Source organism: Streptomyces sp. NPDC006296, assembly GCF_040613235.1.
GTDB lineage: Bacteria > Actinomycetota > Actinomycetes > Streptomycetales > Streptomycetaceae > Streptomyces.
On the sequence record NZ_JBEXRT010000006.1, the window covers coordinates 116693 to 138646 of the forward strand.

Below are 21954 nucleotides of genomic sequence, written 5' to 3' on the forward strand. Positions count from 1 at the left end.
GCAGCGGGGCAGCGACGCAGCGACGCAGCGGGGCGGCGGGGCGGCGGGGCGGCGACGCAGCGGGGTGGCGAGGCGGGAACAGGTGCGCGGGCGGTGCGTGCGGCGCCGGATGACGGACGGAGGCGGTGCGGGAGGTGGCGGGGGAGCCGGGGCGTGCGGTACGGGCCGTGCCGCCGGGGCTCGCCCGACCGGCACGCGCACCACCGGCATCCGTCCGACCGGCGCCCGCACCGCCGGGGCTACCCGAGCGGCGCCACGACCCGTCGGCACCCGACCCGCCGGAGCCCCGCCCCGCCATTACGCACCCGGAAGGCTCGCCGCCCCACCGCACACCGGCGCCGCCGCCGCGGTGGGTTCCGCGGCGACGGCGCCGGTGACTGCCCTATGAGGTTGTCCGCGCGACGCCGTCTCCCCGAGTCGGACGGCGTCCCGCAGCTCTCGGCCTGGCTCAGCTCTCGGCCAGGATGTGTGAGAGCTCCGTATCGAGGTCGAAGTGACGATGCTCGGTGCCGGGCGGAACCGCGGCGTCGGTCCTCTTCAGGAACGACTCCAGGGCCCTCGCCGGGGCTTCCAGCAGGGCTTCGCCCTCCGGGGAGCTCAGTGCGATGCAGACGACGCCTTGGCCGTGACTTCGAGATGGCCAGACGCGGACGTCTCCGGTGCCGGTGGGCCGGTGCAGCCCCTCGGCAAGGAGGTCACGGGCGAAAACCCATTCGACCGTCTCCTCCGCTCCGGTGTGGAAGGTGGCGTGCACGGCATAGGGATCGGCCGTGTCATACCGCAGGCCCGCGGGTACAGGCAGTGAGGACTCGCTCGACACAACGAGGCGCAGGTGCAGCTCGCAGCTGACCGTGGTGTTCATAAGCGCCAGGGCCTTTCGCTCAGTGTGCGCTCGGGGATTCGCACGTCGGCGAAATCGACATGCCACCTACGGTGCCGTTGTAAACCCCTCTGACCTATTTGTGATGCTTCGGGCCCCTCGTCCGGCGGTGTGTAACTTTGGGTCATGCGTCCATTCCGGTGACGCGCGCGGGTCCGGTAGGTTGGGCTTCATGAACGCGGAGAGTGACGAGCGGGGAGAGGCGACCGTCGCGGCGGTGGCCACCGAGCCCGCCGCGGGGGACGGGCGTGCGCCGGAGCGTGAGCTGGGCTCGCGGGCGCCCGGGTTCATCAGGGAGTCGCGGGTTCTCCACCTGAGCTGGCAGGTCGGGATCTTCGTCGTCGGCCTCGCCGTGGTCGGCGCGGGCATCGTGATGCTGCCGCTGCCCGGCCCGGGATGGCTGGTGATCTTCGGCGGCATGGCGATCTGGGCGACCGAGTTCGTCTGGGCGCAGCTCGTCCTGCGCTGGACGCGCCGCAAGGTCACCGAGGCCGCGCAGCGGGCCCTCGACCCCAAGGTCCGGCGCCGCAACATCATCCTCACCTCGGTGGGGCTGGTGATCATCGCGGTGCTGGTGGGGATCTACGTCTGGAAGTTCGGCGTCGTGATGCCGTGGAAGATCGAGCAGTGACCCGTGAGGTGGTCCGGCGGCACCCCTGGCATGGGGTAATGTTTGCGACGCACCGGGGCGATTAGCTCAGTGGGAGAGCGCTTCGTTCACACCGAAGAGGTCACTGGTTCGAACCCAGTATCGCCCACCTCGGACCGAGGGCCCGGAAGCTTCCGAGAAGCTTCCGGGCCCTCGGCGTTTCCGCGCCGCGGACCCCGCCCTCCGTTCGGCCCGTCGTCATGCCGCCGGAATTTCGTCCTCACCGTTGACGCGCCCCTCACGGCTCCCTACCTTTACCCGGCAAGCGCTTTCTTGAACGATTCAATGTGAGCGTTGGGGGCGAACTGTGTCTTGGAACGACGGCATGGACAGGCGACGGCTGCTGAAGCTGGCCGGCCTCTCGCTGGCCGGTCCCGGGCTGGCCGCGGCCGGCTGCGGTCCGGGCGGCGGTTCCGGTGGTCCGGTCACCCTCCGGCACGCGTGGTGGGGCGCGGACGACCGTGCCGAGAAGGTCCAGCGGTGCGTCCGGCTCTTCGAGAAGAAGCACCCGGGGATCAGGGTGAAGACGGACTTCCAGCAGTACGCGGACTTCTGGAAGAAGTTCAACACGCAGGCCGCCGGCGGCAATCCTCCGGACGTCATCCAGAACGCCGTGACCTTCCTGCGCAAGTACGAGGCGAAGCACGTCCTCCTCGACCTCAACCCCCAGGTGGAGAAGGGCAACCTCGACCTCGGTGGATTCCGGTCCGGGCTGGAGAAGTTCGCCGAGATCGACGGCAGGCTGCTCGGGGTGCCGGTCGGCAGCAACTCGATGGCCCTGGTCATCGACGAGGAGGTGTACGAGAAGGCGGGCATCACCCCCGCGATCGGTTGGACCTGGGACGACTGGTACGCCGGCCTCCGGAGGATCAGGAGCGGGCAGAAGCTCGCCGGTGACGCCGGGCCGCACGGTGTGATGTACCTGTACGACCTGATCCTGCGCCAGCACGGCAAGGCCTTCTTCACCGAGGACCGCATGGGCTTCGGTGAGGCCGAGCTGCTGCCCCACTGGACCGAGGCCCTGGAGCGGGTCGAGGCGGGGCTCTACGCCGACCCCGGCAAGGTCGAGCAGATCAAGCCCGCGTCGGCGACCGCCAGGGGCCTCTCCGCCGGCGAGTTCACCTGGGACAACTTCTCCGTCCGCTTCAGCGCCGAGGGCCGCAGCCGCTACGGCCTCGCCCCCGTCCCGAGCACCGACGGGAGGAGGACCGGACAGTACCTCGGGTCGCTGATGCTGAGCGGCACCGCGCGCACCCGGCACCCCGCCGAGGTGGCGGCCTTCATCGGCTTCATGACCCACGACCCCGGGGTCGCCCGGATCATGGGATACGACCGCGGTGTGCCCGCCACCACCGCGCAGTTCGAGGCCTTCCGGCCCACCGACGCGCCCAGCAGGGCGATCGCCGCGTACGAGACCGCCATCGCGGACGCGGGAGTGCTGGAGCCCATCACCCCGCACCCGGCGGGCGCGGACGTCATCGAGGCGGCCTTCCTACGCATCGGCACCGATCTGGCGCTCGGCAGGACCTCCCCGGAGGACTCCGTGACGCAGTTCTTCTCCGAGGCCGAGACCGCCCTCGCCGCCAACTGAGGGGACAGCGGTGACCCGTATCCAGATCTCCCCGGGCGCCACGCCCTCCCGGGGCGACCGGTCCGTCCCCGGACGGAACGGCCCGGAGAGCGGCGGTGCCGAGCGGCCCGGGCGCCGTGAGAACCTGGCCGGCTATCTGTTCATGTCGCCCTGGATCGCGGGCTTCCTGTTCCTGGTCGCCGGACCCATGGTGTTCTCGCTGTACCTGTCGTTCACGGAGTACGACCTGTTCGAGGCGCCACGCTGGATCGGTCTGCGGAACTTCACCGACATGTTCGCCGACCCGCGCTGGCGCCGGTCGGTGGAGGTCACCTCCTGGTACGTCCTGATCGGCACCCCGGTCAAGCTGGCCGCCGCACTCGCCGTCGCCCTGCTGCTGGCGCAGAAGCGGTGGGGCCGCTCCTTCTACCGGGCGGCCTTCTACGCCCCGTCCCTGATCGGGGCGAGCGTCTCGGTGGCGATCGTCTGGCGCGCGCTGTTCTCGGACGACGCGATCGTCGACCGCACGCAGCGGGCGTTCGGCTTCGGCGCCGGGGGCTGGATCGGCGATCCCGGGCTGATCGTCTACGCGCTGATCGCCCTCACCGTCTGGCAGTTCGGCGCGCCGATGGTCATCTTCCTGGCCGGCCTCAAGCAGGTCCCCCGGGAGCTGTACGAGGCGGCCGAGATGGACGGGGCCGGGCCCTGGCGCAGGTTCACCCGCATCACCCTGCCGATGATCTCCCCGGTGCTGTTCTTCAACGTCCTGCTGGAGACCATCCACTCCTTCCAGATCTTCGGCTCGGCCTACGTCGTCAGCAACGGCAGCTGCGGACCGGCCGACGCGACCCTCGTCTACACCTGCTACCTGTACGAACAGGGCTTCGTGAACAGCCGCATGGGATTCGCCTCGGCGATGGGATGGCTGCTGCTGGTCACCGTCGGCCTGGTCACCGCCGTGCTGTTCCGGTCCCAGAGGCACTGGGTGCACTACCAGGGGGGTGGACGGTGAGTCTCCGGACAGCGGCTCTGCGGCGCGGCCGGCCCGGCGCGTTCGTCTGGCACCTCGGTGCGCTCGCGATCCTCGCCGTGGTCCTCTACCCGGTGGTGTGGACGATCGGTGCCTCGTTCAAGCCCAGCGCGGAGATCATCGGCGCCCCGGACCTTTTCCCGGCCGATCCGATCGGCGACAACTACGCCCGGCTCACCGAGGGCATCGCCGACATCCCGGTCACCACGTTCTTCGTGAACTCGGCGTACATCGCGGTCGGTTCCGTGGTGGGCGTGGTGCTGTCCTGCTCGCTGACCGCCTACGCCCTCGCGAAGGTGCGCTTCGCCGGCCGGACCCTGCTGTTCGCCGTCATGATCGGCACCCTCCTGCTGCCGTACCACGTGCTGATCATCCCGCAGTACGTGCTGTTCCAGAAGCTGGACCTGATCAACACCTTCACCCCGCTGCTGATCGGCAAGTACCTGGCCACCGACGCCTTCTTCGTCTTCCTCATGGTGCAGTTCATGCGCGGCCTGCCCGGGGAGCTCGACGAGGCGGCGCGGCTGGACGGCTGCGGGCACCTGAGGACCTACTGGTCCATCGTCCTGCCGCTCTGCCGGCCGGCCCTCGTCACCAGCGCGATCTTCACGTTCATCAACGCCTGGAACGACTTCATGGGCCCGCTGCTCTACCTCAACGAGCCCGACAGGTACACCGTCTCCCTGGGGCTGAAGATGTTCATCGACCAGGACGCGGTGGCGGACTACGGCGGGATGATCGCCATGTCCCTGGTGGCCCTGCTCCCGGTGCTGGCCTTCTTCGCGGCCTTCCAGCGGTACCTGATCGACGGCATGGCCACCTCGGGTCTGAAGGGCTGACCCGCCGTGACGACGAAGGCCCGCGCCCCGGACGGGCGTCCGCGTCCGACGGACCGCTTCGCCCTGTTCGCCGAGTGCCTGCTCACCGGCGTCTGGATCGCCGTCGCCGCCCTGCCCCTGGTCACCTTCCCGGCGGCCTTCGCCGCGGGGACCCGGCACCTGCGCCGGTACCTCGCCGGTGAGCGGGGCGGACTGCGCGAGTTCGCCGGGGACGCCCGGGCCGCCGCGCGCCGCGGATGGATCGTCGGCGCCGCCGCAGGGGCCGCCGCGGCCCTGCTCCTGCTCGATCTCGCGGCCGTACGGGCGGGGCTGCCCGGCGGGCCGTTCGTGGGCGCGGTCGGCATCCTGGCCATGATCGGTTTCCTCGTCGCCGTGGTCCGCGCCGCCTCCTGCTGGGAGCCCGGGGCCCGTTGGCGCGTCCTGCTCGCCGAGGCCGGCCGGAACACGGTCCGCGATCCGGCCGGCTCCCTCCTGCTCGTCTGCGGGATGGCCGTCGTCGTGCTCTCCGGCGCCCTGGTGCCGCCGCTGGCCGTCCCCGTCGTGGGGGTCGTGGCCGCCGCCGCCACCGCGGTGCGGACACGCGGGCGGTCCCGCTGAGGGCTCTGACCGCCTTGACCGCCTTGACGGCCTTGACCGCTTGGGCCGCTCCGGTCGCCGGACCGTCAGCGGCGGCGTGGCGGACCGCCCGAGCCCCGCCGGTCCGCCCGCGTACGCCGTGACGGCGCGGAGCAGGGCCTAACGCATCCGGCCGAAGCTCTCCCGCACCCGGCGCGCGTCGCGCAGCCGCTGTTCGTAGGTCGCACCGATCCCGAGCAGCAGCAGCCCGGCCAGCGCCGGGGGCGCCCAGCGCGGGAGCGCGTCGAAGACCTGCACCACGTGCGGGGCCAGCTCGTGCAGCCCGTCCAGCGCCAGGACGGCACCGCCCAGGACCAGGGGGGCCCGCAGCCCGAGGCGGGCACCGGCCAGCGTGACCGCCAGGGCCGCCAGCCCCAGCAGCAGCGGGCGCAGCCAGTGCGGGTCGCCCCAGGCCACCACGAGGCTCGGGACCATCGTCAGGCTCAGGGCCGGACCGTAGGCCACCCACGACGAGGTGGCCGGATCGCGGCGGTGGCGCAGCCGGCCCACCGCGAACGCGGCCACCGACACGGGCAGCGTGTACGCCTCCGGGTCCGTCACCCCCGAAGCCGCCAGCCGCACCCAGGCCGCCGCCACGAACAGCGCGGCCGCCGCGGCCCCCGCCACGCGCCGGCTTTCGGCGCGCAGCGCCGTGGCCGAGGCCAGCACCCCGCAGAGGCCCAGCACCAGCGCCAGGACCGGGGCGTCCGGCACCGCGAGGGCCACCGCCGACACCGCGGCGAACGCCCCCGTGAGCTCCACCGCGACCGCCACCACGGGCTCCCGCAGCCGCGCCCCGAGCAGCACCGTGACCGCCGTGACGACCAGCACCGGAACGGCCGTGTGCGGGGCGCTCCACCCCAGCGACGCCCCCGCCGCACCGACGAAGGCCACCGCGCACAGCACCGAGGCGCAGGCCGTCACCGCCCGTACGGCGGGCACCCGGGCGGCTGCCGCCGCGAGGGCGAGGAGCAGCGTCAGCGTGCCGGAGACCACGTGCGTCGCCGGCTCGGAGGCCAGTCCGAGCAGCCCCACGCCCAGCGCGCCGGCCAGCCCGCACACCAGGGCGGCCGTCGCGAGGGCGTCGGCCGCGCGGCGCACGGCGACGGCCAGCATCACCGCGACCAGCAGGAGCTCCAGGCCCACGGCGAGTGCGTACGGCGCGTCCGCCACCGCGGGAAGCGTCGGCACCGCGCTCCAGCCCAGCACCACCGCGCACACCGCGGCGACGGGCCGGCCCGTCGCCGGGAGGGGCTTCGGCCACCGCAGATGCAGCGCCGCCGCCAGTCCCGCCGCCACCAGCAGCACCGCAGGGGCGGAGGCGCCCTGCGACCAGGACGCCGCGGGCCCGAGTGCGCCCCGGAAGCCGTCCGGCGCACCCGACCACACCCCCGCGGGCAGGGACGCCGGTCCCAGCAGCGCGGCGGAGGCCACCGGCGCCGCCCACAGCACCGCGCCCGCCACGACCGAGGCCGAGGCGCTCAGCACCCCCCACAGGACCGCCCGCGGCAACCGGAGCCGCAGCACCGGCACGAGGGCCGCACCGCACAGCAGGTACACCAGGACCGCACGGTCCCACGCCAGCACCGCGCCCGGCACACCGCCCACCGCGGCCACCACCGCGAGACCGGCCAGCAGGCCCCCGAGCACGGCCGGTCCGCCCGGCGCGCGCCAGGCCCCGGCCACCGCCACGGCCGCACCGGCCACCAGCAGCACACCCGGACCCACGGCATCCGCCGCGCCGTCGGCCGCCACGGACAGTCCCAGCCCCAGGGCCAGGGCCGCCGGCCCCGTGAGCACCGCCGCCGCGCACGCCGTCACCCGCACCGCGGTGCCCCGGTACCGGGAGGCGACGGCGACGTCCGCCGCCGCCGTCACCAGCAGCGCCCAGCCGAACCCGGTCGCGGACGCCCCCACCGCCCAGGCGGCGAGCACCAGCGGAAGCTGCCCCGCCACCACGGCGGCGGGCAGCGGTGTCCGCAACGGGGCCGGCAGCAGCCCGTACAGCGTCCACGCCGAGGCGAGGACGGCCGTGGCCACCGCCCAGAACGTGAGCCCGTCCGTCCCCGGAGCGGCCACCGCGTGCAGCGCGACCGCGTCCAGCACGGTCAGCAGCAGGGCGAGCACCGACACCGCCTCGGCCGTCGAGGGCAGCCCGCGGCGCAGCAGCACCGGGGGCGCCACCAGCGCGCCGGCCGTCACCACCGCGAGCACCGCCGCACGGCCCGCGATGCCCATCTCCCCCCAGCTGAACAGCGTGAAGGCGATCGCCGCGACCGCCAGCAGCAGACCGCCCAGCACCAGCAGCACGTTCTGCGTGCCGTGTCCGGATCCCGGGGCGGGCGCGGTGGCCGGCGGGGCGTACGGCCGGGGGAGCGGGGCCGCGGGAGGAACGGGGGAAGCGGCCGGTGCGCGCAGGACGCTCACGAGCCAGGCGCGTCGGCTCAGCAACTGGAGCCGACGGGCGTCCAGCCGGGCCAGTTCATGATCGAGGAGGGCCAATTCCTCGGCGGGCGGCGGCACATGTCTCATGTACCGGAGTGTGGCGCCGGCCCGCCCCGGCGGCATGCGCTCACCTACTCAGTTCTGCCCCTGAGTAGGAGTTTGAACCCAGGGCCGCGCGCCCTGTATGGTTCAACCCGTTCCCGGGCGATTAGCTCAGTGGGAGAGCGCTTCGTTCACACCGAAGAGGTCACTGGTTCGAACCCAGTATCGCCCACCCGGGAAAAGCCGGTCCGTCGTCGACGGACCGGCTTTTGCGTGCGGCGGTACGGATCAGGCGACGGCGGGCAGCGCCGGGCGCAGCGGCCAGGCCGGATCCGCCTGCTCCGGCGCACCGCCCTTCTCGAACCACGCCTGCGGACCGCGGGCCTGGGCCGCGTGCCACACCGCCTGGAGCGCGTGCACCTCGGCCGGTGACAGCCGCTCCAGGCGGGTCGAGAAGCGCCGTCCCACCGCCCGCACCAGTTCGAGGGACGCCGTCGCGTCGGCCGCCGCGTCGTGCGCGCCGTCCCGGGCGATCCCGTACAGCTCGCACAGGTCCGTCAGCGTGCGGCGGCCCTTGCGGTAGCGGTCCAGGTGGGTGTCCAGCACCCGCGGATCCAGCACGCAGAGCGGCTTCTTCCCCAGGTAGCCGGCCAGCGACGAGGCCCGGTGGCGCCGGATCTCCCGGTCCAGCAGGGTCAGGCCGAACGGCGCGTTCGTCACGACCAGCGGGCGCCCGGTCGCGCACTGCTCCGCCAGCCCGCGGGCTATCTCCTCGACGACCGGTGCGGGCCACCGGCCGTTGCGCTGCAGGTGATCGTCCGTCAGGCCGTGCACCCCGGTGGCGCCGGGCGGCACCGGCACGCCCGGACTGACCAGCCAGCGGGTGACGCGGAGCCGCCCGCCCGTCGCGTCCTGGAGGACGAGGGCCGCCGAGACGATCCGGTCCTCCTCGACGTCCGCGCCCGTCGTCCCGGTGTCAAAAGCCGCCAGCGGTCCATCGAACCAATGCGTCATCCGCGAACTCCTCGCGCCTGCGGGGCAGATGGCGGGATCCCTCTGCCCGGTTCGGTGATACCCGCCCCTTGTGCCCGGTACGCCGCGCACGGCCGGGCTCCTGCGGCGACGGCCCGCCGGCGGGCCGGGAGCGCCGACCGGGACGCGGCGGGCGGCCGGCCCGCCGGGGGCCCGACCGGGCGGAGCGCGCCGGACCGGGTGGCCGGGGGCCGCCTCCCGGTCGCCCGGCGACCCGCCAGGAGCGCCCGGGGGCGCCTGTACGGGGTGCACCCCGCTGCGCCCGCGCCGCCCGGGTTCGAGAGCCTGTGCGAGGGAGGAGGGGGAGCCGCGGTATCCCTTTCGCGTCGAGGCCCCCCGGCTCGGTACGATTCCTCTTGCGCGCGCAAGAGGAAAGCGACGCACCCCCCTCAGTCAGGAGAGACCGGTGTCAGACGTCCGTGTGATCATCCAACGCGATTCCGAGCGGGAAGAGCACGTGGTGACGACGGGCACGACGGCCGCCGAGCTCTTCCCCGGACAGCGCACCGTCGTCGCCGCACGCGTCGAGGGCGAGCTCCGGGACCTCGCGTACGAGCTCAGGGACGGCGAGGTCGTCGAGCCCGTCGAGATCTCCTCCGAGGACGGCCTGAACATCCTGCGGCACTCCACCGCGCACGTCATGGCGCAGGCCGTGCAGGAGCTGCACCCCGAGGCCAAGCTGGGCATCGGCCCGCCGGTCAAGGACGGCTTCTACTACGACTTCGACGTCGAGAAGCCGTTCACGCCCGAGGACCTCAAGGCCATCGAGAAGAAGATGCAGGAGATCCAGAAGCGGGGACAGCGGTTCTCCCGCCGGGTCGTCACCGACGAGGCCGCCCGTGCGGAGCTCGCCGACGAGCCGTACAAGCTGGAGCTCATCGGGATCAAGGGGTCCGCGTCCTCCGACGACGGCGCCGACGTCGAGGTGGGCGGCGGCGAGCTGACCATCTACGACAACCTCGACGCCAAGACCGGCGACCTGTGCTGGAAGGACCTCTGCCGGGGTCCGCACCTGCCCACCACCCGGTTCATCCCCGCGTTCAAGCTGATGCGGAACGCGGCGGCGTACTGGCGAGGCAGCGAGAAGAACCCGATGCTCCAGCGCATCTACGGCACCGCGTGGCCGACCAAGGACGAGCTGAAGGCGCACCTGGAGTTCCTGGAGGAGGCCGCCAAGCGCGACCACCGCAAGCTCGGCAACGAGCTGGACCTCTTCTCCTTCCCCGACGAGATCGGCCCCGGCCTCGCCGTCTTCCACCCCAAGGGCGGCGTCATCCGCCGGGCCATGGAGGACTACTCGCGGCGCCGCCACGAGGAGGAGGGCTACGAGTTCGTCTACAGCCCCCACGCCACCAAGGGCAAGCTCTTCGAGAAGTCCGGCCACCTGGACTGGTACGCCGACGGCATGTACCCGCCCATGCAGCTCGACGACGGGGTGGACTACTACCTCAAGCCGATGAACTGCCCGATGCACAACCTGATCTTCGACGCGCGCGGCCGTTCCTACCGCGAACTCCCGCTGCGCCTCTTCGAGTTCGGCACGGTGTACCGCTACGAGAAGTCCGGCGTCGTGCACGGCCTGACCCGCTCGCGCGGCTTCACCCAGGACGACGCGCACATCTACTGCACCAAGGAGCAGATGGCGGAGGAGCTGGACCGGACGCTCACCTTCGTCCTGAACCTCCTGCGCGACTACGGCCTGACCGACTTCTACCTGGAGCTCTCCACCAAGGACCCGGAGAAGTTCGTCGGCTCGGACGAGATCTGGGAGGAGGCCACCGAGACGCTGCGCCAGGTCGCCGAGAAGCAGGGCCTCCCGCTGGTCCCGGACCCGGGCGGCGCCGCGTTCTACGGCCCGAAGATCTCCGTGCAGTGCAAGGACGCCATCGGCCGCACCTGGCAGATGTCGACCGTGCAGCTCGACTTCAACCTGCCGGAGCGCTTCGACCTGGAGTACACCGGCCCGGACGGCACGAAGCAGCGGCCGGTCATGATCCACCGTGCGCTGTTCGGTTCCATCGAGCGCTTCTTCGCGGTGCTGCTGGAGCACTACGCGGGCGCCTTCCCCGTCTGGCTCGCCCCGGTCCAGGCGGTCGGCATCCCGATCGGCGACACCCACGTCCCCTACCTCCAGGAGTTCGCCGCCAAGGCGCGCCGGCAGGGGCTGCGGGTCGACGTGGACGCCTCGTCGGACCGGATGCAGAAGAAGATCCGCAACCAGCAGAAGCAGAAGGTGCCGTTCATGATCATCGCGGGCGACGAGGACATGGCCAACGGCGCCGTCTCCTTCCGCTACCGCGACGGATCGCAGGAGAACGGCGTCCCGGCCGACGAGGCCATCGCCAAGATCGCCAAGGCCGTGGAGGACCGCGTCCAGGTCTGATCCGCGCCGTGCGAGGGGCCCCGGGAGAGCGCTACGCGTCCCCCTGGGGCCCCTTCTCGTCCTCCCGCCGGAACACCTGGACCAGCCACGAGGAGAACGAACCCGTCACCGCCCCCAGCAGCGCGAGCCCGCAGGCCATCAGCCCCACGGCGACGACCCGGCCGCCGGGGGTGACCGGCACCGCGTCCCCGTAGCCCACCGTGGTGAGCGTCGCGCACGCCCACCAGACCGCGTCGCCGAAGGTGCGGATCGAGGCCCCCGGAGCGTCGTGCTCGAGGTGGTAGACGGTGAGCGACGCCGCCAGGCCGAGGAGCACGGCCGTCAGACTCGCGTACGACATCACCCGCGCGTACAGACTCAGCCGGGGCTTCTCCCGCCGCTGCTGCACCGCGGTGTACACCTGCACCAGGCGCAGCGGACGCAGCAGCGGCAGCAGCAGGACCAGCGTGTCCAGCCAGTGGGCCCGCACGAAGTGCCCGCCCAGCCCGCTCAGGCGGAACCGCACCGCGTAGTCCACGACGAAGAGCAGCCAGGTCGCGCAGACCAGGGCCAGGGCGAGGTCGCGCACCGGGCCGGTGTCGGGCGGCACCAGGACGCGCACCGCGTACCCCACCAGGAAGACCAGGCCCGCGACGAAGAGCGGCACCTCCGTGCGCTGCTCCCATTCCTGGAGCCGAGGGGGTACGGGGGCCGGGGGACGCTCGCTCATGGCGCCAGCATCGCGGTGCGCCGGCGGGCTCGCCCCCGGCGACACGCGCGACGGGAGTGACGCAATATGCTGACCGGCATGACGAGTGAGCCGGAACAGCAGATCGGAGTGGGGACGCCCGACGCGTTCCAGCGCCTGTGGACGCCCCACCGGATGGCCTACATCCAGGGTGAGAGCAAGCCGAGCGGCCCGGGAGCCGGCGACGGCTGCCCGTTCTGCGAGATTCCGTCGAAGTCCGACGAGGACGGGCTCGTCGTCGCGCGCGGCGAGAAGGTCTACGCGGTCCTCAACCTGTATCCGTACAACGGCGGTCACCTGATGGTGGTCCCGTACCGGCACGTCGCCGACTACACCGGGCTGGACGGCCCGGAGACGGCCGAGCTGGCCGACTTCACCAAGCGGGCCATGGTCGCGCTGCGGGCCGCCTCGGGTGCGCACGGCTTCAACATCGGGATGAACCAGGGCGCGGAGGCCGGTGCCGGTATCGCCGCCCACCTCCACCAGCACGTGGTGCCCCGCTGGGGTGGGGACACCAACTTCATGCCGGTCGTCGGGCACACCAAGGTGCTCCCGCAGCTGCTGGGCGACACCCGGACGATGCTGGCCGGTGTGTGGCCGGCCGGACCGCCCGCCGCCTGACCCACCCCGGCGCCCGGGGCGGGCGGCTCGACCGGGGACCGACCCCGCCCGGAGCGGCGCGCGGGCATCGCCCCCGCGGGCCGTCCGGCACGGTGCGCACCCGGGACGGCCCGGTCGGTCCCGGCCGCGCACACCGCCTGAGGCCCGGCCCGCCCTGCCGCTCCCGCGTGCGGGTGGACGGCAGGGCGGCCGTACGGCGGCCGTCGTGCGGGCGGCGCGACGGCCGTACGCGGGCCGCGGGGCGCGGCCGGCGCCGGATCCTGCAAGATCACCGGCGGGCCGCCGGATCCCGCAGGACCACCGGCGGCCCCCACCCTCACGCGTCGTAGACGTCGGCCTTCCGCGGGGCCGCGTCCTGGACCATGCCGCTGAGGACCATGGAGCGGTTGTCGAACCGCTCGGTGTCGACACCGTGTTCCTTCAGGACCCGCATGGTCGCGGAGTGGACGACGCGCAGCACCGGGGTGGCCGTCCGCATGGCGTCGTCGGCCATGAAGCGGTGGCCCCAGGGCTGGGCCGCCCAGGCGTGCCGCAGACCGAACGGCTCGGGCAGGACGATCTTGCCGCCCAGGTACTCGAGCAGCGGCGGGTACCAGGTGAGGGGCGCGCGCAGGGCGAGCCTGACGACCTCGCTCGCCTTGACGAGCGGCAGCGTGATCTTCCGGGTCTCCCAGAACCTCACCGCCTTCTTGACCGTCTTGGTCGCCGTCTCCGGCTTGGAGAGGAAGAGTCCGTGCACCGGACCCAGCGCGTGCCCGGTGACCTCGATCCGCAGGGTCTCGTGGAGCACGGTGACGGTGATCAGCATGGTGATCACCAGCTGGCCGTCCCAGAGGGTGAACTGCACACCCAGGTAGTGGCGGTTCCCGCTGCCGAACTGCTGGTGGTTGCAGATGCGCTGTATCTCGTGCGGCTTGATCTGGAAGGTCGCGACGTCCTCGCCCTCGGGGCGCGAGACGGAGTCCGCGTTCTCGCCGACGGCGGAGACGATCCAGTGCTTCACCGACGGCGTGGGGAACCCGCCCGTGTTCAGCGGGCCGCGCTCCAGCATCTTCAGCTGGTCGTGGATCGCCCGCACGACGTCCCAGCTGCGGAACTGGTGGATCTCCTTGGCGGGGTCCTCGGGGGTGAGGTCCTCGGCGAGCTGCCAGCTGCCCCAGCGCGTCCCCATCCCGAGGATGCCCTTGGAGCCCGCGTAGAAGACGGAGTTGGACTGCTGCTCCGCGGAGAGCTTCTCCAGGCCCTGGCGCAGCGCCTCGCGTGCGGTCTCGTTGGGGTTCTTCGGCACGGCCTCGGGGATCTTCGCGCTGACGCCCCCGCCGGACAGCAGCCCCTCCCAGCGGGCGCGCAGGTCCCGCACGGAGGCCTCGGCGACCCGCTTGGCGAGCAGCCAGCCGATCAGCGGGGCGAGCGCGGACGCGCGGAGGTAGAGGGCGAGGAAGCCGTGCAGCGGCATCGTGATGAGGAAGAACGCGGCGGCGGCGGCGAGCACGACGAGCAGGACCCCGCCCAGCGCCTGGAAGAACTTGTCCTTGGACGTGTTGAGGAAGTCACGGAGCCGGAAGGCCAGAACCCAGAGCAGCAGACCCGGCAGGAAGAGGACACCGAAGACGACCGTGATCAGGGTGAGCCGCGTGTCGCGCGCCTTGCGCAGCCGGGACGCCGAGAGGCAGTGCTCGACGACGGTCTGCGGGTCGGAACCGAAGGACTGGATGAGCGCGGCACGACCGCCGCCGAGCATCCGGTCCTGCACGGCCCGGGAGAACGCCTCGCCCAGATTCGGCTTGAAGTAGTCGGACTTGAACAGCTTCGACTCGCCCGGTTTGACCTCGGACTTGTGCCACTCGCTGTTGGCCTTGAGGATCTCCGTCACATCGCTGTCGCGGTACGCGGCGGAGGCGAGGGCGTTGGTCGCCACCGCCTGCCCGCCGGAACCCTGGAGCGGGATCTGCGCTCCAGGGGAGAAGTCGAATCCGTCGTTGGCCACTGTCTCCCCCACTCACCCGCACGGTCCGCTCCTGCGGCTGTTCCCAACTACCGTACGTCGCACACCTTCTGAGCTGGGCCCACAGCGTAGCGTCCGGGCGGTGCGCCCGCCCGGACGTCGGGGCGCGAGGCGGACGCCGGGCGCCATTTCCGGTCAGCTAGCCATTTTTTGTGCCGTTTTCCGCCGCTTCGCGGAGGCGGGTGGCGAGCTGCGGGGGCATCGGTTCGTGCCGGGCGTACGCCCGGTCGAAGCGCCCGGTGCCGTGCGTCATCGAGCGGAGGTCGACGGTGTACCCGCCGATCTCGATCTCCGGCACCTCCGCGCGCACCAGCGTCCGGTCCCCGGCCTCCTGCTCGGTGCCGACGACCCGGCCGCGCCGCCCGGCGAGGTCGCTCATGACGGCCCCCACGTAGTCGTCGGGCACGAGGACGCCGACCTCCGCGACGGGTTCGAGGAGCTCGACGCGGGTGTCCGCCGCGGCCTCGCGCAGCGCCAGCGCGCCCGCCGTCTGGAAGGCGGCGTCGGAGGAGTCCACCGAGTGCGCCTTCCCGTCGAGCAGGGTGACGCGCACGTCGACGAGCGGATGCCCGGCCGCGACCCCGCGGGCCGCCTGGCCGCGCACGCCCTTCTCCACGGACGCCACGAACTGCCGTGGCACCGAGCCGCCGACCACCTTGTCGACGAACTCCACACCGGTGCCGGGCGGCAGCGGCTCCACCTCGATCTCGCAGACGGCGTACTGGCCGTGGCCGCCGGACTGCTTGACGTGCCGGCCCCGTCCGGCGGCGCGGGAGGCGAACGTCTCGCGCAACGGCACGCGGTGCGGTTCGGTGTCGACCCGGACGCCGAACCTGGTGCGCAGCCGCTCCAGCGCCACCTCGGCGTGCGCCTCGCCCATGCACCACAGGACGACCTGGCGGGTGTCCTGGTTCTGCTCCAGGCGCAGCGTCGGGTCCTCGGCGACCAGCCGCGCCAGGCCCTGCGAGAGCCGGTCCTCGTCGGCCTTGCCGTGCGCCCGGACCGCCAGCGGGAGCAGCGGGTCGGGCAGGGCCCACGGCTCCATCAGCAGCGGTACGCCCTCCTCCGAGAGGGTGTCCCCGGTCTCCGCGTCGCCGAGCTTGGAGACGCAGGCCAGATCGCCCGCGGCACAGCTGTCCAGGGGGCGCTGCTGCCCGCCGAACGGCGAGGAGAGCGCGCCCACCCGTACCTCGGACTCCCGGGGTGCCGCCCGGCCGCCGGGGCCGGCGGGCCCGTGCCCGCACACGTGCACGGCGGCGTCCGGGCGCAGGGTGCCGGAGAAGACGCGGACGAGGGAGACCCGGCCCACGTAGGGGTCCGACGCGGTCTTCACGACCTCGGCGAGCAGCGGGGCCGCCGGGTCGCAGACGGGCGCCGGGCGCCGGGTGCCGTCCGGAGCGGTGACGGCCGGGAGGACGTGTTCCCCGGGGGAGGGGAAGCCGCGGGTGATCAGCTCCAGGAGCTCCACGGTGCCGACACCGGGCCGCGCCCCCTCGGCGGCGGGCGCGGCGGTGAGCACGGGGTGGAAGGAGCCGCGTGCGACGGCTCGTTCCAGATCGTCGGTGAGGGCCGTCGCGTCGATCTCGTCCCCCGCGAGGTAGCGGTCCATCAGCGTCTCGTCCTCGCTCTCGGCGACGATCCCCTCGATGAGCCGGTTCCGGGCCTCCCGGAGGGGGCCGGACCGTTCCGCGGAGGGCGGCGCCTCCCGCCGTTCCCCCGAGGAGTGGTCGAGGACCCGCCCGGTGAGCAGGTCGGTGAGCCCGGTGAGCGGGGCGTGCCCGTCCGGCCCTTCGGGCCCCCGCACGGGCAGGTGGAGCGGGAGGACGGCGTCGGGGTCGTCGTGCCCGAAGAGCCGGCCGCAGACCCGGGCCATCTCGTCGAAGGGGGTGCGCGCGGTCTCCAGGTGCGTGACGACGACGGCCCGCGGCATGCCGACGGCCGCACACTCCTCCCACGCCGCCCGGGTGGTGTCCGCCACTGCCTCGGCCTCCTGGGCGGCCGAGACGACGAAGAGGGCCGCGTCCGCCGCGCGCAGCCCGGCCCTGAGCTCCCCGACGAAGTCCGGGTAGCCGGGGGTGTCCAGCAGATTGATCCGGTGGCCGTCCCACTCGACGGGGACCAGGGAGAGCTGGACCGAACGCCGCCGGCGCCGCTCGACCGGATCCCGGTCGGAGAGGGACGTGCCGTCCTCGACCCGGCCGGCCCGGTTCAGCGCCCCGGCGGTCAGCGCCAGCGCCTCGACCAGAGTCGTCTTGCCCGCACCGCTGTGGCCGACCAGCGCCACGTTCCGTACGGAACCGGGCCGGCCGGCCGTCGTCGCCCCGCCGGCGGCCCCGGTGTGCGTGTGTGTCCTGTCGCCCATGACGGCGTGCCTCCCGGTCGGTGCCGCGGTGCCGCGGTGCCGCGAGAACAGGGGGAGCGGACGCACGGGCGGGAGGGGCTCGCGGCGGTCCCTGCGACGCCCGCGGTCCTCCGAGCGTCGCACCCGTACCGGAGGCCGTCCACATGTCACGTGCGGCGGGGCAGGACTTCCGGGACATCCGCACCGACGGGGTGGCCCCGCCGGTGCGCGGCGGCGCGCGTGACTACGATGGGCCAGCCGGTGGCCGAAGGGGCCGCGGCGCCCACCGAACCTCGGGAAGGCCATGCTGAACAAGTACGCGCGTGCATTTTTTACGCGTGTCCTCACACCGTTCGCCGCTCTGCTGCTCCGTCTCGGGGTCAGCCCCGACGCGGTCACGCTCGTCGGCACGGCCGGAGTGATGGCGGGTGCGCTGGTCTTCTTCCCGATGGGGGAGTTCTTCTGGGGCACGATCGTGATCACGATCTTCGTCTTCTCCGACCTCGTCGACGGCAACATGGCCCGTCAGGCGGGCATCTCCAGCCGGTGGGGCGCGTTCCTCGACTCGACGCTCGACCGGGTGGCGGACGGCGCGATCTTCGCCGGATTCGCCCTCTGGTACGCGGGCGGCGGGGACGACACCGTCCTCTGCGCGGTCGCGATCTTCTGCCTGGCCAGCGGCCAGGTGGTCTCCTACACCAAGGCCCGGGGCGAGTCGATCGGCCTGCCGGTCGCGGTGAACGGACTGGTGGAGCGCGCGGAGCGGCTCGTGATCTCCCTGGTCGCGGCCGGCCTCGCCGGGCTGCACGGCTTCGGGGTGCCGGGCATCCAGGTCCTGCTGCCTGTCGCGCTGTGGATCGTCGCCGCGGGCAGCCTGGTCACGCTGGTCCAGCGGGTGGTGACCGTACGCAGGGAGGCGGCCGAGGCCGACGCCGCGGCCGGCGCCCCGGGCGGGAGCGGGACCGCACCGTGAGCAGCACCCGGTCCGACCTCAAGGGACGGCTGACGGACGGGCTCTACGGGCTCGGCTGGGGCGCCGTCAAGAAGCTCCCCGAACCCGCCGCCGCGGCGCTCTTCCGCACCCTGGCCGACCAGGTGTGGAAGCGGCGCGGGAAGTCCGTGCTGCGGCTGGAGTCCAATCTCGCCCGGGTGGTGCCCGACGCGGACGCCGCCCGGCTCGCCGAGCTGTCGAAGGCCGGCATGCGGTCGTACATGCGCTACTGGATGGAGTCGTTCCGGCTGCCGACCTGGAGCCCGGAGCGGATCAAGGCCTCCATCGACGTCCGCGACGCCCACCGGCTCACGGAGGGCCTGGACGCGGGCCAGGGGGTGGTCCTCGCGCTGCCGCACCTCGGGAACTGGGACCTGGCCGGCGCGTGGGTCACCACCGACCTCAAGGTGCCGTTCACGACCGTCGCCGAGCGGCTCAGGCCGGAGAGCCTCTACGACCGCTTCGTGGCCTACCGGCAGGGGCTCGGCATGGAGGTCCTCCCGCACAGCGGCGGGGCCGCGTTCGGGACCCTGGCCCGCCGGCTGCGCGCGGGCGGACTCGTCTGCCTGGTGGCCGACCGCGACCTCTCGGCCTCCGGCGTCGAGGTGGACTTCTTCGGCGCCACCGCGCGGATGCCCGCCGGACCCGCCCTGCTGGCCCAGCAGACCGGCGCCCTGCTGCTGCCCGTCACCCTCTGGTACGACGGCACCCCCGTGATGGGTGCGCGGGTCCACCCGCCCGTCCCGGTGCCCGCGACCGGCACGCGCACGGAGCGGACGTCCGCCATGACACAGGCGCTGGCCGACGCCTTCGCCTCCGGCATCGCCGAGCACCCCGAGGACTGGCACATGCTCCAGCGCCTCTGGCTCCCCGCCGCTGACCCCCGGGGGGAGACCCCGTGAAGATCGGCATCGTCTGCCCCTACTCCTGGGACGTCCCGGGCGGGGTGCAGTTCCACATCCGCGACCTGGCCGAACACCTGATCCGCCTCGGCCACGACGTCTCGGTGCTCGCACCCGCCGACGACGAGACCCCGCTCCCGCCGTACGTCGTCTCCGCGGGGCGCGCCGTCCCCGTCCGGTACAACGGCTCGGTGGCCCGGCTCAACTTCGGGTTCCTCTCCGCCGCGCGGGTCAGGCGCTGGCTGAAGGACGGCACCTTCGACGTCATCCACATCCACGAGCCGACCTCGCCCTCGCTGGGCCTGCTCACCTGCTGGGCGGCGCAGGGGCCGATCGTGGCCACCTTCCACACGTCCAACCCGCGCTCCCGGGCCATGATCGCGGCGTACCCGATCCTCCAGCCGGCCCTGGAGAAGATCAGCGCGCGCATCGCGGTCAGCGAGTACGCGCGGCGCACCCTGGTCGAGCACCTCGGCGGCGACGCCGTGGTCATCCCCAACGGGGTCGACGTCGACTTCTTCGCCCGTGCCGAGCCCAGGGCGGAGTGGCAGGGCGGCACGCTCGGCTTCATCGGCCGGATCGACGAACCCCGCAAGGGGCTGCCCGTCCTGATGAAGGCGCTCCCCGCGATCCTCGCCGCCCGTCCCGGCACCCGGCTGCTCGTCGCGGGGCGCGGTGACGAGGAGGAGGCGGTCGCCTCGCTGCCGCAGGAGATGCGCGCGCGCGTCGAGTTCCTCGGCATGGTGAGCGACGAGGACAAGGCACGGCTGCTGCGCAGCGTCGACGTGTACGTCGCGCCGAACACCGGCGGTGAGAGCTTCGGCATCATCCTGGTCGAGGCGCTGTCGGCGGGAGCCCCCGTCCTCGCCAGCGACCTGGACGCGTTCGCCCAGGTCCTCGACCAGGGAGCCGCGGGCGACCTCTTCGCCAACGAGGACGCCGACGCGCTGGCCGCCGCCGCGATCCGGCTGCTGAAGGACCAGGAGCGGCGCGAAGGCCTGCGGGAACGGGGCTGCGCGCACGTGCGCCGCTTCGACTGGGCGACGGTCGGCGCGGACGTCCTGGCGGTCTACGAGACAGTGACGGACGGAGCGGCCGCCGTGGACACCGACGAACGCACGGGGCTCCGCTCCCGCTTCGGTCTCGCGCGGGACTGACCGGGTCCCACCCGCCCGGGAGAGCGGGCTCACCGGCGGGCCGCCGCCGGCGGTAGCCTTGCCGCCCGTGATCGAAATCCTCATCTGGACCGTCGTCGCGCTCCTCGCGATCGGCCTGTACCTCAGCTGGACCGCCGGACGGCTCGACCGGCTCCACGCCCGCATCGACGCCGCCCGTGCGGCCCTGGACGCCCAGCTGCTGCGCCGCGCCTCGGTCACCCAGGAACTCGCCACGTCGGGGGTCCTGGACCCGGCGGCGTCGATCGTGCTCTACGAGGCGGCGCACGCCGCACGGCAGGCCGAGGAGGAGCGGCGCGAGGTCGCCGAGAGCGAGCTGAGCACCGCCCTCCGCGCCGTCTTCGGCGAGACGGCGCAGGTCGACGCCGTGAAGGAGGTCCCCGGCGGTGAGGACGCGGCGAGGGAACTGGCCGCCGCCGTGCGCCGGGTGCCGATGGCGCGCCGCTTCCACAACGACGCGGTGCGGGCCGCGCGCGCCCTGCGCCGGCACCGGACGGTGCGGCTGCTCCGCCTCGCAGGCCACGCCCCGTTCCCGCTCGCCTTCGAGATGGACGACGAACCGCCGGTGGCCCTGGCGGACCGCCCCGGCAGCAGCTGAGCGCGGGCGGCGCGGGACGCACGGGCGGGCCCGGCCGCCGGGGAAGGACCCCGCCGCGCCGGCGGCTCCCGGGCGGTGCGGAGCGGTCCACGGGGTGCTCATTGGCCCTTGCTGTGGACTGCTTCCGGGGCGTTTGCTCGGAGACGTCCCACCCCGATGTCTTCTCCGTCCCCAGTGAGGTCGATCCGTGTCCACGCTTCCCCGCACCCCGCAGTCCGCCGAGACCCCGGCCACCGGCACCGCCCGAGTCAAGCGCGGCATGGCCGAGCAGCTCAAGGGTGGGGTGATCATGGACGTCGTCAACGCCGAGCAGGCGAGGATCGCCGAGGACGCGGGCGCCGTGGCCGTCATGGCCCTGGAGCGGGTGCCCGCCGACATCCGCAAGGACGGCGGCGTCGCCCGCATGTCGGACCCCACCATGATCGAGGAGATCATCGCGGCCGTCTCCGTGCCGGTCATGGCCAAGTCCCGCATCGGCCATTTCGTCGAGGCCCAGGTGCTCCAGTCCCTCGGCGTCGACTACATCGACGAGTCCGAGGTCCTCACCCCGGCCGACGAGGTCAACCACAGCGACAAGTTCGCCTTCACCACCCCCTTCGTCTGCGGCGCCACCGACCTGGGCGAGGCCCTGCGCCGCATCGCCGAGGGCGCCGCGATGATCCGCTCCAAGGGCGAGGCGGGCACCGGAAACATCGTCGAGGCCGTCCGCCACCTGCGCCGGATCAAGAACGAGATCGCCCGGCTGCGCGGCTACGACAACAACGAGCTGTACGCCGCCGCCAAGGAGCTCCGCGCCCCCTACGAGCTGGTCAAGGAGGTCTCCGAGCTCGGCCGGCTGCCCGTCGTCCTGTTCTCGGCCGGCGGCGTGGCCACCCCCGCGGACGCGGCCCTGATGCGTCAGCTCGGCGCCGAGGGCGTCTTCGTGGGCTCCGGCATCTTCAAGTCCGGCGACCCGGCCAGGCGCGCCGCCGCCATCGTGAAGGCCACCACCTTCTACGACGACCCGAAGATCGTCGCGGACGCCTCGCGCAACCTGGGCGAGGCCATGGTCGGCATCAACTGCGACAACCTGCCCGAGGGCGAGCGCTACGCCGCCCGCGGCTGGTAAG

General features: G+C 73.1%; 18 protein-coding genes and 2 tRNA genes. 14 read left to right on the forward strand and 6 right to left on the reverse strand.

The genetic code is table 11. The features are described from left to right. Positions 1–448 precede the first annotated feature (448 nt). Positions 449–862 (reverse strand): SsgA family sporulation/cell division regulator, encoded by a 414-nt coding sequence (locus ABZ172_RS06500; RefSeq protein WP_003959770.1) that lies wholly within the window; start codon positions 860–862, stop codon positions 449–451. A gap of 190 nt (positions 863–1052) precedes the next feature. Between ABZ172_RS06500 and ABZ172_RS06505 the strand changes: the two genes are divergently transcribed. From ABZ172_RS06505 to ABZ172_RS06530, 6 genes are all read left to right on the forward strand, one after another. Then, a complete protein-coding gene (locus ABZ172_RS06505) occupies positions 1053–1511 on the forward strand; it encodes a TIGR02611 family protein (RefSeq protein ID WP_356880781.1) in 459 nt (152 codons plus the stop codon). Positions 1512–1566: 55 nt separating this feature from the next. Continuing rightward, positions 1567–1638, forward strand: a tRNA-Val gene (locus ABZ172_RS06510). A gap of 216 nt (positions 1639–1854) precedes the next feature. Then, positions 1855–3120, forward strand: coding sequence for an extracellular solute-binding protein (locus ABZ172_RS06515; protein WP_356880783.1), 1266 nt, complete (start codon positions 1855–1857; stop codon positions 3118–3120). Positions 3121–3130: 10 nt separating this feature from the next. Continuing rightward, entirely contained in the window at positions 3131–4111 is a 981-nt protein-coding gene (locus tag ABZ172_RS06520) for a sugar ABC transporter permease (protein WP_356880785.1), read from the forward strand. Beyond that, on the forward strand, positions 4108–4968 hold the full coding sequence (locus ABZ172_RS06525; protein ID WP_356880787.1) for a carbohydrate ABC transporter permease: 861 nt from the start codon (positions 4108–4110) through the stop codon (positions 4966–4968). Before ABZ172_RS06520 ends, ABZ172_RS06525 begins: the two co-directional genes overlap by 4 nt. A 6-nt stretch (positions 4969–4974) precedes the next feature. Then, positions 4975–5565, forward strand: a complete 591-nt coding sequence (locus ABZ172_RS06530) for a hypothetical protein (protein WP_356880789.1) — start codon at positions 4975–4977, stop codon at positions 5563–5565. A gap of 138 nt (positions 5566–5703) precedes the next feature. Here the strand turns inward: ABZ172_RS06530 and ABZ172_RS06535 are convergent, their stop codons facing one another. Then, positions 5704–8115 (reverse strand): hypothetical protein, encoded by a 2412-nt coding sequence (locus ABZ172_RS06535; protein WP_356880791.1) that lies wholly within the window; start codon positions 8113–8115, stop codon positions 5704–5706. A gap of 115 nt (positions 8116–8230) precedes the next feature. Here ABZ172_RS06535 and ABZ172_RS06540 point away from each other — a divergent pair. Further along, positions 8231–8302, forward strand: a tRNA-Val gene (locus ABZ172_RS06540). A gap of 56 nt (positions 8303–8358) precedes the next feature. Here the strand turns inward: ABZ172_RS06540 and ABZ172_RS06545 are convergent. Beyond that, complete coding sequence (locus ABZ172_RS06545; RefSeq protein ID WP_356880793.1) at positions 8359–9084, reverse strand: exonuclease domain-containing protein; 726 nt, start codon at positions 9082–9084, stop codon at positions 8359–8361. A 424-nt stretch (positions 9085–9508) separates the two neighbouring features. Between ABZ172_RS06545 and thrS the strand changes: the two genes are divergently transcribed. After that, entirely contained in the window at positions 9509–11485 is a 1977-nt protein-coding gene (thrS, locus tag ABZ172_RS06550; RefSeq protein ID WP_356880795.1) for a threonine--tRNA ligase, read from the forward strand. A 31-nt stretch (positions 11486–11516) separates the two neighbouring features. Here the strand turns inward: thrS and ABZ172_RS06555 are convergent, their stop codons facing one another. Beyond that, complete coding sequence (locus ABZ172_RS06555; RefSeq protein WP_356880797.1) at positions 11517–12194, reverse strand: potassium channel family protein; 678 nt, start codon at positions 12192–12194, stop codon at positions 11517–11519. 66 nt (positions 12195–12260) lie between these two features. On the opposite strand from ABZ172_RS06555, the gene ABZ172_RS06560 reads away from it, so the two are divergent. After that, complete coding sequence (locus ABZ172_RS06560; RefSeq protein ID WP_356880799.1) at positions 12261–12833, forward strand: HIT domain-containing protein; 573 nt, start codon at positions 12261–12263, stop codon at positions 12831–12833. Positions 12834–13149: 316 nt separating this feature from the next. Here ABZ172_RS06560 and ABZ172_RS06565 read toward each other — a convergent pair whose 3' ends face one another. Both ABZ172_RS06565 and ABZ172_RS06570 read right to left on the reverse strand, forming a co-directional pair. Then, positions 13150–14820 carry a hypothetical protein gene (locus tag ABZ172_RS06565; protein ID WP_356880902.1) on the reverse strand — a complete coding sequence of 557 codons (1671 nt, stop codon included), beginning with the start codon at positions 14818–14820 and terminating at the stop codon, positions 13150–13152. 157 nt (positions 14821–14977) lie between these two features. Next, the gene (locus tag ABZ172_RS06570; RefSeq protein ID WP_356880801.1) at positions 14978–17200 is read right to left on the reverse strand and encodes an elongation factor G-like protein EF-G2; all 2223 of its coding nucleotides are present in this window, start codon (positions 17198–17200) and stop codon (positions 14978–14980) included. 283 nt (positions 17201–17483) lie between these two features. Here ABZ172_RS06570 and pgsA point away from each other — a divergent pair, with 283 nt between their 5' ends. The 5 genes from pgsA (at position 17484) to pdxS (ending at position 21953) form a co-directional block, all read left to right on the forward strand. After that, complete coding sequence (gene pgsA, locus ABZ172_RS06575) at positions 17484–18152, forward strand: phosphatidylinositol phosphate synthase (RefSeq protein WP_356880803.1); 669 nt, start codon at positions 17484–17486, stop codon at positions 18150–18152. After that, positions 18149–19072, forward strand: a complete 924-nt coding sequence (locus tag ABZ172_RS06580) for a phosphatidylinositol mannoside acyltransferase (protein WP_356880805.1) — start codon at positions 18149–18151, stop codon at positions 19070–19072. Before pgsA ends, ABZ172_RS06580 begins: the two co-directional genes overlap by 4 nt. Beyond that, positions 19069–20229 carry a glycosyltransferase family 4 protein gene (locus ABZ172_RS06585; RefSeq protein WP_356880807.1) on the forward strand — a complete coding sequence of 387 codons (1161 nt, stop codon included), beginning with the start codon at positions 19069–19071 and terminating at the stop codon, positions 20227–20229. Before ABZ172_RS06580 ends, ABZ172_RS06585 begins: the two co-directional genes overlap by 4 nt. A 67-nt stretch (positions 20230–20296) precedes the next feature. After that, positions 20297–20845, forward strand: a complete 549-nt coding sequence (locus ABZ172_RS06590; RefSeq protein WP_356880809.1) for a hypothetical protein — start codon at positions 20297–20299, stop codon at positions 20843–20845. A 187-nt stretch (positions 20846–21032) separates the two neighbouring features. Continuing rightward, positions 21033–21953: a pyridoxal 5'-phosphate synthase lyase subunit PdxS gene (gene pdxS, locus ABZ172_RS06595; protein ID WP_356880811.1), complete on the forward strand. Its 921-nt coding sequence runs from the start codon at positions 21033–21035 to the stop codon at positions 21951–21953. Position 21954 lies beyond the last annotated feature (1 nt).

Excerpts from the sequence above, each read along its gene's own strand:
- ABZ172_RS06500 (WP_003959770.1), bottom strand. The coding sequence starts at position 862 with ATGAACACCACGGTCAGCTGCGAGCTGCACCTGCGCCTCGTTGTGTCG.
- ABZ172_RS06505 (WP_356880781.1), top strand. The coding sequence starts at position 1,053 with ATGAACGCGGAGAGTGACGAGCGGGGAGAGGCGACCGTCGCGGCGGTG.
- ABZ172_RS06515 (WP_356880783.1), top strand. The coding sequence starts at position 1,855 with ATGGACAGGCGACGGCTGCTGAAGCTGGCCGGCCTCTCGCTGGCCGGT.
- ABZ172_RS06535 (WP_356880791.1), bottom strand. The coding sequence starts at position 8,115 with ATGAGACATGTGCCGCCGCCCGCCGAGGAATTGGCCCTCCTCGATCAT.
- ABZ172_RS06545 (WP_356880793.1), bottom strand. The coding sequence starts at position 9,084 with ATGACGCATTGGTTCGATGGACCGCTGGCGGCTTTTGACACCGGGACG.
- ABZ172_RS06555 (WP_356880797.1), bottom strand. The coding sequence starts at position 12,194 with ATGAGCGAGCGTCCCCCGGCCCCCGTACCCCCTCGGCTCCAGGAATGG.
- ABZ172_RS06560 (WP_356880799.1), top strand. The coding sequence starts at position 12,261 with ATGCTGACCGGCATGACGAGTGAGCCGGAACAGCAGATCGGAGTGGGG.
- ABZ172_RS06570 (WP_356880801.1), bottom strand. The coding sequence starts at position 17,200 with ATGGGCGACAGGACACACACGCACACCGGGGCCGCCGGCGGGGCGACG.
- pgsA (WP_356880803.1), top strand. The coding sequence starts at position 17,484 with ATGCTGAACAAGTACGCGCGTGCATTTTTTACGCGTGTCCTCACACCG.